Source organism: Ureibacillus sp. FSL K6-0165 (genome assembly GCF_038004285.1).
Lineage (GTDB): Bacteria > Bacillota > Bacilli > Bacillales_A > Planococcaceae > Ureibacillus > Ureibacillus thermosphaericus.
Map to the genome: position 1 here is coordinate 339,907 of NZ_JBBOQS010000001.1, position 16,022 is coordinate 355,928.

The 16,022-nt window shown below is 36.2% G+C and carries 14 protein-coding genes and 1 riboswitch; of the genes, 5 read left to right on the top strand and 9 right to left on the bottom strand.

Translation table 11 applies throughout. The features are described from left to right. Positions 1–104 precede the first annotated feature (104 nt). The 4 genes from NST00_RS01640 to NST00_RS01655 all read right to left on the bottom strand — a co-directional run bounded on the left by NST00_RS01640 (position 105) and on the right by NST00_RS01655 (position 4,186). Complete coding sequence (locus NST00_RS01640) at positions 105–2,300, bottom strand: sensor histidine kinase (protein ID WP_340709545.1); 2,196 nt, start codon at positions 2,298–2,300, stop codon at positions 105–107. A 12-nt stretch (positions 2,301–2,312) separates the two neighbouring features. Next, complete coding sequence (locus NST00_RS01645; RefSeq protein WP_016837665.1) at positions 2,313–2,468, bottom strand: hypothetical protein; 156 nt, start codon at positions 2,466–2,468, stop codon at positions 2,313–2,315. After that, entirely contained in the window at positions 2,446–3,138 is a 693-nt protein-coding gene (locus NST00_RS01650) for a response regulator transcription factor (RefSeq protein ID WP_016837664.1), read from the bottom strand. Before NST00_RS01650 ends, NST00_RS01645 begins: the two co-directional genes overlap by 23 nt. Positions 3,139–3,265: 127 nt before the next feature. Further along, positions 3,266–4,186: a DMT family transporter gene (locus tag NST00_RS01655; RefSeq protein WP_016837663.1), complete on the bottom strand. Its 921-nt coding sequence runs from the start codon at positions 4,184–4,186 to the stop codon at positions 3,266–3,268. A 177-nt stretch (positions 4,187–4,363) separates the two neighbouring features. On the opposite strand from NST00_RS01655, the gene NST00_RS01660 reads away from it, so the two are divergent. Then, on the top strand, positions 4,364–4,594 hold the full coding sequence (locus tag NST00_RS01660) for a hypothetical protein (protein WP_016837662.1): 231 nt from the start codon (positions 4,364–4,366) through the stop codon (positions 4,592–4,594). A 283-nt stretch (positions 4,595–4,877) separates the two neighbouring features. Here the strand turns inward: NST00_RS01660 and NST00_RS01665 are convergent, their stop codons facing one another. The 3 genes from NST00_RS01665 to NST00_RS01675 form a co-directional block, all read right to left on the bottom strand. Beyond that, positions 4,878–5,864 carry a homoserine dehydrogenase gene (locus NST00_RS01665; protein ID WP_016837661.1) on the bottom strand — a complete coding sequence of 329 codons (987 nt, stop codon included), beginning with the start codon at positions 5,862–5,864 and terminating at the stop codon, positions 4,878–4,880. A 289-nt stretch (positions 5,865–6,153) separates the two neighbouring features. Next, positions 6,154–6,543: a hypothetical protein gene (locus NST00_RS01670; protein WP_016837660.1), complete on the bottom strand. Its 390-nt coding sequence runs from the start codon at positions 6,541–6,543 to the stop codon at positions 6,154–6,156. A 622-nt stretch (positions 6,544–7,165) separates the two neighbouring features. Next, positions 7,166–8,467 carry an O-acetylhomoserine aminocarboxypropyltransferase/cysteine synthase family protein gene (locus NST00_RS01675; protein ID WP_340709546.1) on the bottom strand — a complete coding sequence of 434 codons (1,302 nt, stop codon included), beginning with the start codon at positions 8,465–8,467 and terminating at the stop codon, positions 7,166–7,168. 112 nt (positions 8,468–8,579) lie between these two features. Continuing rightward, a riboswitch (SAM riboswitch) is annotated at positions 8,580–8,687 on the bottom strand. A gap of 145 nt (positions 8,688–8,832) precedes the next feature. Between NST00_RS01675 and NST00_RS01680 the strand changes: the two genes are divergently transcribed. After that, positions 8,833–9,477 carry a glycerol-3-phosphate acyltransferase gene (locus tag NST00_RS01680; protein WP_016837658.1) on the top strand — a complete coding sequence of 215 codons (645 nt, stop codon included), beginning with the start codon at positions 8,833–8,835 and terminating at the stop codon, positions 9,475–9,477. A gap of 55 nt (positions 9,478–9,532) precedes the next feature. Here NST00_RS01680 and NST00_RS01685 read toward each other — a convergent pair whose 3' ends face one another. Beyond that, on the bottom strand, positions 9,533–11,197 hold the full coding sequence (locus tag NST00_RS01685; protein WP_340709547.1) for an amidohydrolase: 1,665 nt from the start codon (positions 11,195–11,197) through the stop codon (positions 9,533–9,535). 405 nt (positions 11,198–11,602) lie between these two features. Here NST00_RS01685 and nfsA point away from each other — a divergent pair, with 405 nt between their 5' ends. Both nfsA and NST00_RS01695 read left to right on the top strand, forming a co-directional pair. After that, positions 11,603–12,337 (top strand): oxygen-insensitive NADPH nitroreductase, encoded by a 735-nt coding sequence (gene nfsA / locus NST00_RS01690; protein WP_016837656.1) that lies wholly within the window; start codon positions 11,603–11,605, stop codon positions 12,335–12,337. A 103-nt stretch (positions 12,338–12,440) separates the two neighbouring features. Then, on the top strand, positions 12,441–12,896 hold the full coding sequence (locus NST00_RS01695; protein WP_016837655.1) for a hypothetical protein: 456 nt from the start codon (positions 12,441–12,443) through the stop codon (positions 12,894–12,896). 32 nt (positions 12,897–12,928) lie between these two features. Here the strand turns inward: NST00_RS01695 and NST00_RS01700 are convergent, their stop codons facing one another. Next, positions 12,929–14,623, bottom strand: a complete 1,695-nt coding sequence (locus NST00_RS01700; protein WP_339289419.1) for a hypothetical protein — start codon at positions 14,621–14,623, stop codon at positions 12,929–12,931. A gap of 146 nt (positions 14,624–14,769) precedes the next feature. Between NST00_RS01700 and pepT the strand changes: the two genes are divergently transcribed. Then, the gene (pepT, locus tag NST00_RS01705; protein WP_016837653.1) at positions 14,770–15,999 is read left to right on the top strand and encodes a peptidase T; all 1,230 of its coding nucleotides are present in this window, start codon (positions 14,770–14,772) and stop codon (positions 15,997–15,999) included. Positions 16,000–16,022 lie beyond the last annotated feature (23 nt).

Below are 16,022 nucleotides of genomic sequence, written 5' to 3' on the forward strand. Positions count from 1 at the left end.
TTTTTTAATACCTCGCTGTAAGCTATACGGAACCCCCTGCCTAGCAGGGGGTTTTCTTTTTTACACAAGAAAAAGGTTGCGAATTTCATATCGCAACCTCTCCATCATTCCGCAGTCACCGTCACAACAACTTTAAATAAATCACCATCGACGCTAATTCTCAATTTTCCATTATGCATATCCACAATCGATTGAGCGATGGCAAGTCCTAGGCCTGAACCTTCCGTATGCCGCGACTCATCAGCTCGTTTAAAACGTTCTGTTAATTCCTCTACGTTATCACCTAATTCATAATTTGCGATATTTTTCACAGCTAATTCAGCAACTGAATCTACCTTTTTCAATGTAATATATACCCTAGTACCTTCTAATGAATATTTCAATGCATTTACAATTAAATTATCAATCACTCGCCACCATTTTTGTCCGTCTACATAGGCATAAAGGGGCTCATTTGGTAACATAACGCGAAGATCTAAATTCGCTTTTTCAAAAGCTTCTTTATGTTCGCCAATCGCCTGCTGCAATAACTGTGTTAAATCAATTCGTTCCTTTTTTAATTCCACGTTCCCGCTAGACATTTTTGACACTTCAAACAAATCTTCAATAAGCGTTTTTAAACGGTGGGATTTATTCTCTAATATTTCGATATATCTTTTCCGCTCATCCTCTGTAATATTGGGATTTTTTAATAAATCTGTATAAGTAATAATTGATGTGAGTGGTGTTCTCAAATCATGGCTCACATTTGTAATTAATTCCGTTTTTAATCGTTCACTTTTCGCCTGTTCGCTTAAAGATTTCCGAACCCCTTCTTGCAACTCGTTTAAATTCTGTGCATGTTGTGCAAGAGGTGATTTCCCTTTTACCTGTACTTCTCTCGTCAAACGTCCTTCTGCCATATCTTTCGTTTGCTTCATAATTCGATTCAAATACCCTGCATTTCGTAAAAAGAGAATCAAGGCTGGTAATGCAATGAAGATAAACAGTATTGCATAAACTAATAGAAAAATTGGCTCTATGAAAACAATCGCAAGCCCGAATCCTGCCAAAAATGCAACCGTTAAAATTGCCAAAGCTTGTATTCCGATTGACCGAGATAAAAATAAATCTTGGATGCCGTCAGATAAACGATAAGCTAATGATCTTTTCCACTCATATTTAATATTTTCTTCATTGTTCACGGATTCCCAAGTCCATAGTGCTCCCAAAATACTAATGCTTGTAAAAATATAAATTAATACTATGTCGATTGCTAAATGAATGCCGATTTGAATCCATTCATGATTCATGTAATAATAATTGAATCGGATGAAATTACCTGTAATGTCAAATATTAAAGACGTAATCAGTATTGCAAATAACGTTGCTGCAATACGTAAGTCAATCGGCATTTTTAAAAAGTATTCTTTTAAGCGGTTTTCAAATAAAAAGTCTCTAAAGGACGGCTTCGCTACCGTCATCAACCCAACAATCGCCAATAAAGAAGTAGCCCAAATGCTATAAAGTATTATTTTTACAGTCATAAACACTTGATAATCTTCTTTAAATTGAGTATTCTGCATCATCGATTTTGGAATGATGATAGTACCTTCATAACGAGATACTTTTCCTTCAATCGTCATCTCTGGTTTCATAATTGTGTAGTCATATTCATTTGGGGAAATCGTTCTTGAACTGTTTACGACTAAATACGAATTTTTATCTCCAAAATTCTCTTTAAACACCGCTTCCGCATTCACATCGCCAGATTGAAAGGTTTCTCCCGTTTCAATATTTCGTAAACTGTAAGCAAAGTAATTATACTCATCTAAAAACGCCTTTTTATTTTCATTCTCTAAAACAGCGTACCGGTGAATAATTGCCTCTTTTTGCTTTCGAATTTTTTCTTCTACGTGACTATCATCCTGAAAGTTTTTCTTAATATCTTCAATTTTTTGATCCCGTTCTTGTAGAAGCAATTCTTTCAATTCCGGATCGTCAGCAGCTTGTTCAATTCGTTCTTGATATTGATATTTAATATTTTCCACTTGATCGGTTAGCGACCCATAATAATTTCGGTGATATTCAATTTCCTCTTTTGTTACAGTAATTTGCTTTTTTGCCTCTTCCACATCAAACGGTTCTAATACATATCGCCCTATTTCACTTTTAAAATTTTCTAAATTTCCTTTAAAGGAATTCGAATCAAAGTAAGATTTTCCGATATATTGTGAGCCATAAGTAATTAATAAGAAAACTGAAAAAAGAGTCCAAGATATAAGAAAAAGAGAGAGGAGTATTTTACTTTTTTCTTTCATATCATTTCCTCCTCAAAAGATCTTGACAAAGAACGTGATAATGTTGTTCCATTCTTTTGTTAAAAAACGAATCGTAAAGCTAATAATCAATATAATGCCGATAATCGATGCAATGAGACTTGCTCCCATCAAACCGGCTTCTAACTTATTTTTCAATTTTGTAACCAATGCCCCACACAACCTTTAAATATCTCGGATTTTTTGGATCTGCCTCAATTTTTTCCCGTATTTTTCGAATGTGTACAGCAACGACATTTTCTGCATTGTACGCCTCTTCGTTCCAAACCCGTTCATATATTTCTTGTATCGAAAAGACGCGACCAGCATTCGTGAGCAATAGCTCGGTAATTTTATATTCAATCGGGGTGAGCTTGACAATTTCTCCATTGAGTCGAACTTCTTTTGCTTCACGATCGATTGATAAACCATTTACTTCGATTTTCGAATTGGTTGTTCCATTGTACGTACCAAGTTGGGTATATCGTCTTAATTGGGATTTTACTCTAGCTATCAGCTCTAACGGATGAAAAGGTTTTGTAATGTAGTCATCTGCACCAATTGAAAGTCCGTGTATTTTATCTGTATCTTCCGCTTTCGCACTGAGCATAATAATTGGGATATTTCGTTCCTCCCGAATCCTAAACGTTGCTTGAATGCCATCTAAATTCGGCATCATGATATCAAGGATAATCAGATGCACTTCATTTTTGGAAAGAATTTCGAGAGCCTCTTTTCCGTCTTTTGCCTTCAACACATTGTATCCTTCGTTTTTTAAATAAATTTCGATGCCGTCACGAATGTCCTGATCATCGTCTGTTACAAGTACAGTAAGTTGCATTCGCATCTCCTCATCTCTTTTTCTTATAGTTTTATCATAAAGTATGTTTCTTACAAAATTGCTAGGGAAAATCTTAAGAATTTCTGAAGAACAACAAAAAGAAAAGAAAAACTACTCAAGGTTCCCCTTAAGTAGTCTCTTTAGATACAACATCATTTTGCTGTTGTAAATTTACTTCTTTCGTCTGTTTAACCGATTTTCTACTACCAAGAGTCAGCACCAATATGCCTCCAAGCAGTAACATTACGCCAATCCAACTAGTAGGGCTTAAATATTCTCCAACTAGAAACACGCCGAGTAACGCTGCCGTTAAAGGCTCCGCTAACGATAACGTCACCGCAGAAGAAGAACTGATTTTCTCAAGACCCGCTAAATACAATATGTAAGCTAAACTCGTGGCAAAGAGCCCCATAAAGAGCATAGGCCAAAGATTTTGCGTATTTAACACCCACGAAACACCATTTTGAGAAAAAGGCAGTAAAAATATAGCGGATAACGTAAAGGTTATCGCAACACTTGGTAACGTCTCTTCCCTTTCAGTTAATTGCTTGCTGCTATTCGTGTAAAGAGCAAACATCGAACCAGCACATAGGGCAAGTAAGATTCCTAGAGGATGAATCGTCGTTTCTCCACGATTAACAAATAACAAGATGCAACCGATAATCGCCAGCAACGTGGCAATTCCCCAAACTCGACTTGGGCGACGTTTAAAAATCAACCATTCAATAATTCCTGCAAACACCGGCGAACTTCCAATCGTAACGACCGTCCCAACAGCAACTCCTGTGTAACGAACAGACGTAAAAAATAAACTTTGGAATAAAGCAATTGTCAGTGCAGCTAAAATCGTCCATTTCCAAGACCATTTTTTTAAGTTGATTTTTCGCATCCCGAGGACTGCAATGAGTAATACCCCTCCTCCAATCGCTGATCGTACTCCAGCAACAGCAATCGGTGAAATGCCTTCCTGTAAAAAAGTTTGGGTTGTCCCAACGGTTCCCCAAAACATCGCTGCAAGCAATACAAAGATATATGGCAATATGTTCATTGCATATCCTCCCACTCAAAATACAATTTACTGTAATGCTATCATAATTTTTAATTGGCAACATCGGAATTTTGATTTAAAAAACTCTCCGATTCCCATAATAATATTGTAAAATAAACTTACCATTAGTCAGAAATTTTCTTTAAGGGAAATCATAAATGAAAGGCGGGTCATGTTGTGTACAAAACAGTGAGCGAGACGGCAAAAGATATTTCAATGCCTGAAGAAATGGTCCTGCGTTACATTTATGAAGGGCGTATTAAAGCAGTTCATGATGGAGAACAATTTCTCATCAATAGCGCTCAATTTGAAACATACCACGAACAATTAAAGCAAATAAAGGAAGAGATTGAACTTTGGCGGAACACGCCGATACCAGAAGATATTGACGTCAAAGATGAAGATTAACAAGGGTTGTCAATGCAGCATATTAAAAAATGATCATCCAACCCCACATGGATGATCATTTTTTCTCCAATTATATTTCCTTTCAATGGCTTCATCCCCCTACCATAAAATTAAGACATCATTTCAGATAGCACAATTCTCAATGCTTAAAATAAAATATAAATGTTGATTCTTACGATGAAGTTCATCATATGAATGTTTGAATATAATCTTTAAGATTTATAGAAAATAAAATGCCTCTTAAACCGAAAGTTTTTCAGAAGCATTTCCAGAAGCAACTATTTTATATTGTTACCACAAAACCAGCACGTTTTCCGATAATTTCAGCGTAATCTTCTACCATCACACTTGCAGTTGGATACATTCCAGCACCTGGGCCAACAAGAGTCAGCGTTCCGATATAGTTTGTTTCCATCGTAACCGCATTAAATACATCGTCAATTGGATAAAGTGGGTGTTCTTTATCAACTAGCATTGGTCCAACTTGGGCAAAAATTGTACCGTCTGCTAACTTTTCCACTTCTGCGACGTGACGATACCTTAGTCCTTTTTCAGTTGCCTCTTTCACTTGTTCCGGCGTAATGTCATCGATTCCTATTACTTTTACATCATTCCAGTTCGGCTGCTCACCAAAAGCTAGGGCAGATAAAACCATGAGCTTTTTAAAAGCATCTTGACCCGAAATATCCATAAATGGATCCGCCTCTGCATATCCAAGTGCTTGTGCTTCTTTCAACGCTTCTTCGAAAGACCATCCTTCCGCACGCATTTTTGTTAAAATGTAATTGGAAGTACCGTTTAAAATGCCCTGTATTTTTGAAACATCATTCACAAGCAAAATATTTTTCATAGTTTTAATCACAGGTACTCCGCCTGCCACTGTTGCTTCAAATCCAACAAAAACGCCATTTTGTTTCGCAAGCTCCTGCAATTCAAGTCCGTATTTTGCAAACATGACTTTATTCGCTGTTATAACATGACATTTATTCATAACCGCTTTTTTCAAATATGTGTATGCGGGTTCTTCTCCTACAATGGCTTCAAAAACAACTTGCAACCCTTTAACAGATAAGCAATCATCAATACTATCCGTCAATAGATGTCGCGTTCCTGGAACTCGCTCCTTTGTAGTGTCACGCACTAAAATTTTTGCCACTTCTAGTTCGACACCTAATTTATTACGTAAATCTTCTCGCTTTTCATTCAATATATGATAAATGCCTTGACCTACTGTGCCAAATCCTAAGATGGCCGCCTTGATTGTTGCCATTTCCTTTTCGCCTCCATCTTTCTTTCCATGAAATTACATTGTTGAATAGTGAGTGCAGCGAATTCGTACTACACAAACACTTTCTTCAGCGGATGAAAATAATAAAAAATTCAATATTTTTTGAAACATACAGAAATTTTAACGTATATTTCAAAGGAACTCAAGGGAATTCTACCCAAGAAGGACAATTGTTTTCTTCAGAAGGGCAGATAAATGCATAACTGATTCATTTTTCGTTAAAATAAAAAAGCCAGTACTATATTATTGTACTGACCAGTCATTCATCTTATCATGATGCATGCACTAATAATGCAGTTTGATAGTTACGTAAAATCTTTCTCATCAATCGTTCTTCTTCCGCTGAAAAGGCAGGAACAGCAAAAGGTCTTCTTATCAATTGGAAATCCCCATATGTTAAAAACCATTCTTTTGCAGGTTCTAAAATTGGTTGTTCACCCAATTCTTTATATGCATCGTATACTTCTTTTACTATATACCCGTGTGTTAAAAGCGTATAGGTTTGCTCTTTATACGGGCTGTATCCAAAAACACTTTCCCACTGTTTTTTTACTATTTCAAGCAAATGTTGCAATGATTTTGCATTTACAAAAGTATTCATGTCATTTAATTCGTATATGATATAAGCCGCAAAATTTTGGGCACTATAAATCTTTTTCATAGGATTCAACTCCTTTTAAAGGGGAAAGCCATTAAAGGCTTTCCTTAAACATTTAGGGGGGATTATTGAAAATACCAAATACAATAGCATTCAATCAACTCTTATATACACTATAAATGATTAAACGATAAAATTCAAGTAACCTAATTATTTTACTAGGAATTAATTTTATATATCGAAAATGGGGTGTCTAGAATTGAGAACGATTGGTTCTACCAAAATGACAGATCAGCCTATTTATTAATGTGAATTGTATTCGAATGGGAATACAACTCACATCGTATTAAATTATTTTTGCTACAAATGAGTAGCCTTTCGATTAAGCGCCTTTGAGGAAAATTTGAATTATCTACTGCAAATGAGCAGCCTTACTCAATCAATCATTTTAAGAAACTTTGGATAATTGGATCAGCTGCGAATGAGCAGCACTTTCCTATTAAATTTTCACTGCAAATGAGCATTTTATCTTTTGGACCATAGAGGATTTTAATGTTGCACATGAGCAACCTCTTCTCTTAACGACTATTATGGGGAGCATTTAATGCTTTATTTTTTAACAGCGGCAAATGAGCAGCTATTATTAGCGATTCAATAGCGGTTCTTAGAGGGCTTGAACGAATGATTAAGCCTTATTTACACTAAATTCTGCCTCAGCTTTTGCTAAAGCTTGATCTAAATCTGCAATAATGTCATCTACATTTTCTAAGCCGATGGATAAGCGAATGAGTTCTTCCCCTACTCCAGCAATTTTTAATTCCTCAGCAGATAATTGTTGGTGAGTTGTTGATGCAGGATGAATAATGAGCGATCTTGCATCTCCAACATTCGCTACGTGAGAGAATAATTTCACGTTGTCAATTACCACTCGACCTGCTTCACGACCACCTTTAATTCCGAATGTTACCATTGATCCGTAACCGTTTTTTAAATATTTCTTCGCAAGGTGGTGAGATGGGAAGTTTTCATCCCCTGGATAATTCACATATTCTACGTATGGGTGGTTTTTCAAGAATTCCACAATTCTTTCTGCGTTTTCACCATGTCTTACATAACGAAGATGAAGGGTTTCTAAACCTTGTAAGAAGCTAAACGCTGCATCTGGCCCTAAAGTTGGACCAAAGTCACGTAATAATTGTACACGTAATTTTGTTGCAAAAGCAGCTTCGGCTGTATCAATACCATAACGAATTCCGTGATATGTGTGATCGGGCTCAGTGAATCCTGGGAATCGACCTTGTGTCCAGTCAAATTTACCCCCATCTACAACAATTCCTCCGATTGTTGTACCGTGTCCCCCAATCCATTTTGTCGCAGAGTGTATTACGACGTCTGCTCCAAATTCAATTGGGTTGCATCCATATGGAGATGGGAACGTATTGTCGATAATTAATGGTATGCCATTTTCGTGAGCAATTTTTGCCACCGCTTCAATATCTAAAATATTTAAACTAGGGTTTCCTACCGTTTCAGCATAAATCGCTTTTGTTTTGTCCGTAATCGCTTTGCGGAAGTTTTCTGGATCTCTTTCATCTACAAATTTTGTAGTAATTCCCCAGCGCGGCAATGTGTTTGCAAATAAGTTGTATGTTCCACCATATAAGGAACCAGCTGAAACAATTTCATCTCCTGCATTAGCGATGTTTAAAATGGAGAATGCAATCGCCGCCTGACCGGAAGATAAAGCAACAGCTGCAGTACCACCTTCTAGTAAAGCAACACGCTTTTCAAATACATCTACAGTTGGATTCATAATGCGAGAATAAATATTACCAACTTCTTCAAGAGCGAATAATTTGCGCGCATGTTCTGTGTCTTTGAATGCATATGCTGTTGTGCGATAAATAGGAACAGCAATAGCACCTGTAGTAGGGTCAGGTTGTTGGCCACCGTGAAGTAATAACGTTTCTGGCTTGAATTCGGACATCGTTTTCTCCTCCTAAATAAATAATTGATGGATTTCTTGAGGAGGCATTGAAGTAAAACAAAAACCCTCTTCTTATATAAGAAGAGGGTGTTGTATGCACGTACATTTCCTCCTCTTATCTTTCAGATCAATATGATCTGTAGGATTTAGCACCTTTGCAATTTTCTTGCCGGTTGCCGGGCATCATAGGGCCTAGTCCCTCCGCCTCTCTTGATAAGAGTATTGATTTGATTTCCATCGTTGGATTAACTATAAAACATAGTATGCCACTCTGTCAACTAATTTTTTAAAAAATTTGAAACTATTTTTTATTTTATTGAGTATAATATATTAAAATGCACTTTTCTATAAAGGAGTCCAATAGAATGATAACTGCAGTGATTACATTTCTTATTGTCGGCTATTTTATTGGATGTATTCATGGGTCAAATGCAGCACAATTACTTTCCGGTGTGAATTTAAAAGAAGCTGGACTCGGCAATGCAGGAGCTTCCAACGCTACTCTTACGCTGGGCTGGAAATACGGCATACTTGTTGGATTCATTGATATCGGAAAAGGAGTTTTTGCGATTATCTTAACAAGATATTTTTTAGATCACTATACACTATTTGAAACTGAACAAATCTCAATATTGCTCTATTTGACAGGTGCCGCAGTAATTCTAGGTCATAATTTTCCCATTCATATGCATTTCAGAGGCGGTAAAGGAACTGCTTCCCTCATCGGAATTTTCCTTGCAATCAATTGGAAATTTGGTCTACTTTCTATGATAGCTCTTGTCATAGTTTCCTTATTATCCAACTATTTAATTATCGGTGTATTCTTTTTGTATATCGTTTTTGCTATAAACTCTTTGCTGTTTGAACCAACTATTTGGCCATTTATCATCGTAATATTGCTGTTATTGGTTGCAACGATTTTACATTTAGAAAACATTAAACGCATTAAACTCGGGACAGAACCAACCATCAACGCAGCTTTTAAAAGAGAGAAAGATGAAACCGCATAAAAAAAATCTCCCGTAAAGGTAATACACCTAACAACTACGGGAGGTTCTTTTTATTTCATTCATCGATATGAGAATTATCACGATATATTTCTTTTCCCTTAAAATAAGTTAACACGACTTTCGCTTCACTTATCTCACTAGGAGGTATTTTAAAGATATTTTTATCTAATATGATAAAGTCTGCTTGTTTCCCCACACGAATCTTCCCAATCCATTCTTCTTTTCCTATTTGTCTTGCCGCATAGATGGTGTAACTACGAAGCATTTGTTTCAACGTAGCACTTTCTTTTGGCCATAATGGTTTAAGATTTTTTTCTTCTTTTGCATGAAGTCTAGTCATTCCCGTTTCAATTCCGTATAGTGGATTCAACTCGCCAAAAGGATAATTACTCGAAGATGCAACTGGTAATCCCCGCTCAAAATAGCTTTTCATTCGATGCAAATCTTTTAATTCTTCCACCTTTTCTTTAACTCCCATTGTGTGATAAAAGAGAGATGGCTGAACAGATGGAATCAGACCAAACTTTCGAAATTGGGTTAAATTTTCCCTCGTCATAAAAGGGATATTGGAAATAGTATGCTTGAAATTCTGTTTTCCATTATGCTCTCGAACATATTCAAACACCTTTACAATTTCATCTAATTCCCCATCTGCTTGCACATGTATTCGAAAACCTTCCCGATCTAACAATTCCAACAGTTGATAAAACTTGTCCCTATTCCATGAACCATCTTTTGATAAAACTTCTGCACCATACAATTTCACCGTTTGGTAACTATAATTCTCTCCCTGATACTTATCTCTCCATTCCTTTAACGAATCAATTTGTTCTAATCCTTTAAAAGGATCTACGTATAACCCTAACTCATAGGAAAGCGTCAGCTTACCTTGTTGATCAAGTTCATCAATAGCTTTTAATAAATTTTCCGAATGGTATCGGAACGGAATAAATACTGCCGTAATTCCATATGTTGCCGCTTCTTTTTGAAATTCCAACAATGCTATCTTATATTGTTCTACTGTAAAATCCGGTTGAGGCAAAGATTGGATAACTACTTTAATGAACTGTCCTTGAACTACTCCCAACTCGCCTTTTTCTAAAAGGTCAATTTGTCCTTGTTCCTGTTTTTCTGTTTCTACATCCAATCCTGAAATTTCGATTGCTTTTGAGTTAACCCAAAGCTCGTCTCGATGATTTGAAAAAGCTACAAACGGGATATCTGAAACAAGTTGATCAATTAATTCTCTCGGAGTTTGTCCACTCTTTTGACTCGCTTCTTCCGTCACATTTTGATTCCATCCAACAGCACGAAGCTGCCTTAATTGTGGATTTTGTGAACGATACGTTAAAATCGCTCTTTTATATTGTTCAAAATTTGAGTAAGGGGTTAAGTCCAATAAATACAGTTTCTCGGCTTTTAAATATGCATAATTATGACCGTCAACAAATCCTGGCAATAACAGCTGATTATCTAAATGCATTACTTTCGTTTTTGGACCTTTATAGGCTTGTACGCCCTCCCGATCTCCTACATAAACAAACTTTCCATTTTTCACCGCAATGGCTTCTGCTTTCTCGTTTACTTTGTCGACAGTAAATACTTCAACATTTTCAATTACTAAATCCGCTTGAACAATTTCTTCTTCTGCAACAATTGGTTTGAAATGGAAAGCTACCAAAAATAACACGAGAAGTACGATGAAAATACGTCTTTTCATGTATACCACCTCGCTTCTTTAGGAACGTTATTTCAATATAGGATATTCATTTTTCAATAATGAATACATTTTATGTATTGATACAAGTTCAATAATTGTTCAATTACTGTAAAGTTTTAACCATATATTAACTGGTAAAATAAAGGAATGAATAATCGATCTATTTCTTACTATCATTAAGTGCCCCACAAAACACGTCGGCTTACGGTACAGGTGCTTTTTCTTTAAAATTGGGAATACCTTAATGAATGAGCTTATCTTCTAGTACTCTTTTTCAACAACGTACTGTAAATCGATTGGGGCTTCTATAATTCAAATTTTTGTCATCTAGAAGAAAGTGTACTAATATAGCCTTAAAGGATGAAATTCACGCTATTATTGATGAATACATAAGGGGTGTAAAACATGAGTGTAAAAGAGTTATTACGCAGCCATACTTCTGTTCGTAAATATACAGGAGAAGAAATTCCAAGAGAGACGGTTATTGACTTAATTCAAACTGCTCAAATGGCTGCATCTTCTCATTTTGTACAGGCTTACAGCGTAATTTGGGTAACAGATGAAGAAAAGAAGCAAAAGCTTGCGAAACTATCAAACAATGAATTTCAATTTCAAACAGCAGGCGCCGCTTTTCTATTCTGCGTAGATTTTAAACGTTTAGAAGCGGCTGGAAAAAAACATGGTGTTGATATCACTGTGGACACAGCGGAAAATGTATTAGTTGGAGTGGCCGATGTATCAATTTTTGCTCAAAACTTTGTCATCGCCGCAGAAGCAGAAGGTTATGGAATTTGTTATATCGGAGGAGCACGAAACAATCCGAAAGAAATCAGCGAATTATTTAACTTGCCTGATTACGTCTTCCCTCTCTTTGCGATGACGATTGGTAAACCAACGAAAGTTAATGAAACGAAACCGAGATTACCAGTAGAAGCTGTGTTACACGAAAATGAATATAATGTTGAAAAATATGATGAACTGTTAGATGAATACGATGCAATCATGGAAAAATATTATGCTTCTAGAAGCTCGAATCAAAAATTGGCAAACTGGACGAAACAAATGGCAGATTTCTTAATCGAACAACGACGTCCTCATATTAAAGAATTTTTAGCTTCTAAAGGTTTTACTTGGAAATAATCTATTGAATAGTAGAGCTATCCAAACAATTTAACGGTATAATTAATAAGTTATAAAAATTCTTTCCATAAAGGATTAAGGTAATTACAAAGGAAAGATGAACATGAAACAAGATAAACAAGTCACTTTATCCCTTGAACAACAGCATTTCAAACATGTTAAAAGTTACTATCGTACATTAGCAGAAATTAACTTATGCTTAGGGAATATTCATCGTAATATCGAACGAAGAATCCAGAAGCAAAAATATCGCTATGCAACGGAATATGTAAATCAATATATTTCCTACACAAACGTCTGGAATATCAAATTCGTATATAATTTAGAGAATCCAGAAGTGGCACTACTGCAGTTTTTTCATTTAGACTACATTTTTGAGCATGAACCAAAAAATCGTTTTAAATCAGAACGCCTTCAGCTCGAAGAACAAAGAAAGCTCTTTTCAACAGTGAACCCATTTAAAGAAGAACAAATACAATTAAGAAAACAACAAATGCTCCATTTTATAAAGGAGCGTTCAAAAAAATCAACTAAAAGCGAAAAACTTGAACAAAAATAAAAAATCCCGAAGCATATGCCTCGGGATTTTTATTATTGGCCAATATTGACTACACCTTCAATTTTCAACTCTTTCACCGGTAAAAACATTTCTCCAGTTTCAAAATATCGAATGACCACTTCATCCCCTTCTTGCAAGTAAATGGCAAGCGGTTCATTTTGAGAACTAACAATAAAGTTTTGGCCATTATGCAGTAAGAAGGACACAATTGTGTAATCCCCTACCCGCTCTTTATAGACGCGGAGAACATTCCCTTTAATCGTTTTTTGTTCTGCATCACTTGATCCTTCCACCGTACTTGCTCCTCTTGTTAAAGCAGTTTTGTATTGTCTTAGTGCTTCACTTGGTGTTGACCCATAAACGGATATTTCCGGATTCGCTGCAGATACAATAAAGTAATTTTGTAAGAAGCCGTTTGAATCAAGCACAGGAGCTAGCCAACTCGCTTCACCGTAGAAGTTATAAAGAATAGGCATTACTCCTTGCCACTCTTTTTCAATAAACTTCTTCTCTATAATAGCTAATGCCCCTTGAGAATCCATGTATGATTCTTCTAAATTCCCTGTATAATACACCGCTTCACCTGTTCGCGCGTGAGTCAATGAATAACCGAGCATCGAATCAACGCCTTCTTTCGGACTTGTAAAATCAGTAAAATAATACATTTCTCCATCTTGATTAAAGACTGGACTCACATTCGCTTCTGTTCCTTCATCAGAAGGCAATTTCACATCTTTTTTTCCAAAGAGACTATTCCAAAATCCATGCACATATTTTCCGAAATAACTATTTTGAAGGCTCACTGCTTCAGGCGATACAGCACCATCAATAAATTTCGGCACTTCTTCTAAAGGAATTTTTTTCGTCTCTCCTGAATAAGCATCAACCATGACGATCCCTTTTACATCAAATCCATTTCGGGCAGAAATGAATTCACCATAGGAACGGATATAATAAGGTGTACCATCATCATCCACCTCAAGCTGAGGCTCACCGTAGAAAATAAGTGTTGGATATTGTAAACGTATATGGCGCTCTAAATTTTTATTGAAAAAGGCAGACGGTACATAGACCATTTCTTTCGCAACAAATACTGGATTATCATTGGAATCCGTTGCACTCATTTTAAAATAGCCGGGCGTTGTATCCCCATTTAACCATTTGAAAAATCCTGAAAACTCAACGGGAGCAATATAAACAAATTCACCGTTTACTTTTTGAATTTGCAAGTTCCCAAGCTCATAGTAACTTGTATTAGGCACCTGTCCGAATGCTTTTTTCATTTTATTTTCCGCAAAATGCGGCGGTACGCTGGCAGGTGTTTTTGTTTCATCAAAAGGTTCAATTTCGACTTTTTGCTCCATTTTTGCAGACTCATACTTTTCATCCGCATTAAAAATGGGTGCTGTAAGCATATATATTAATCCAATTAAACTAGCTAAAAACAGAATCCCTTTGATATTTCGTTCTGCTCCACCAGATGCCAATATACCCATTAACAATATAACAGGTAATGCATAAATGAAAATTGTCCAATGCACATCAATTTTCGTCAAATATACGAATAGAAAATAAATAATCCAACTACCGATGAATACAAATAATAATGATTGCAAGAATTGTTTAAATGATAATGTAGCTTCTTTCGGCAATCTTCTAGTAATTGGAACGATAAGAATCGTTGTAATAATAGAAAATATTAGAGTCGTGATGAGTAATTGTGTCATCCTATTCACCATCCTTCTTCTATTCTACGGTGGGTAGCTATAAATAGTTTCAATAATTTCAATAGTAATTTTTGACACAGCATTTTTCTCATCATAAAAAAGGAAAAATGATACAATAGTGGCAGTATTAATAAGGAGGCAGCGTCATGAAAGAAAAGGTTATTGAACGATTGATTCGATACGCTAAAATCGACACACAATCTGATCCGGAAAGCTCTACAACCCCTTCTACGAAAAAACAATGGGACTTATTAAATGTACTAAAAGATGAACTAGCCGAAATTGGACTTACAGACATCACATTGGACGAGAATGGCTACTTATTTGCCACATTACCATCCAATACAGACAAGCCTGTACCAACTATTGGTTTTTTAGCTCATGTTGATACATCACCAGATTTTTCTGGAACAAATGTCCAACCGAAACGAATTGACAATTATGACGGCGGAGATATTCAATTAAACGATGAATGCACTCTATCCCCTAACCAATTCCCAAATTTAAAAAATTATGTTGGACAAACATTGATTACAACAGATGGCACGACGTTACTCGGAGCAGATGATAAAGCTGGAATAGCAGAGATTATGACGGCAATGGAATATTTAGTAAATCACCCTGAAATTAAACACGGAAAAATTCGAGTTGCCTTTACTCCTGATGAAGAAATTGGTCGTGGGCCACATAAATTTGATGTCAAAGCTTTCGGTGCGGATTTTGCTTACACGATGGATGGCGGCCCACTAGGAGAATTACAGTACGAAAGCTTTAATGCAGCAGCTGCAAAAGTAACAACTCGCGGAATCAGCGTACATCCTGGTACTGCAAAAGGAAAAATGGTCAATGCTATCACGATGGCGATAAAATTCCATAATTTCATGCCTCAAGAAGCAGTTCCTGAAAAAACAGAAGGCTATGAAGGATTTATTCACTTGATGAATTTTAATGGAACTATTGAGGAAGCAACTCTTTCTTATATTATTCGCGACCACGACCGCAACAAATTTGAAGCGAAAAAAGAATACTTCCGAATGGTTGAACAGCGAATAAAAGAAGAATACGGTGACAATGCCATCACTGTCGAATTAGAAGACCAGTATTACAACATGAAAGAAAAAATCGAGCCTGTAAAAGAAATCGTAGACATTGCAAAACGAGCAATGGAAAATTTAAATATTCAACCAATCGTCGAACCGATCCGCGGAGGAACTGACGGCTCTCAGTTGTCCTATATGGGTCTGCCTACTCCAAATATTTTTGCTGGCGGAGAATACATGCACGGTAAATACGAATTTGTATCTGCCGAAACTATGGAACTCGCTGCAAAAGTCATCATCGAAATCGTCAAACTCTTTGAAGAAGAAACAAAATAAAACTTACGAAGCATTTTGCTTCG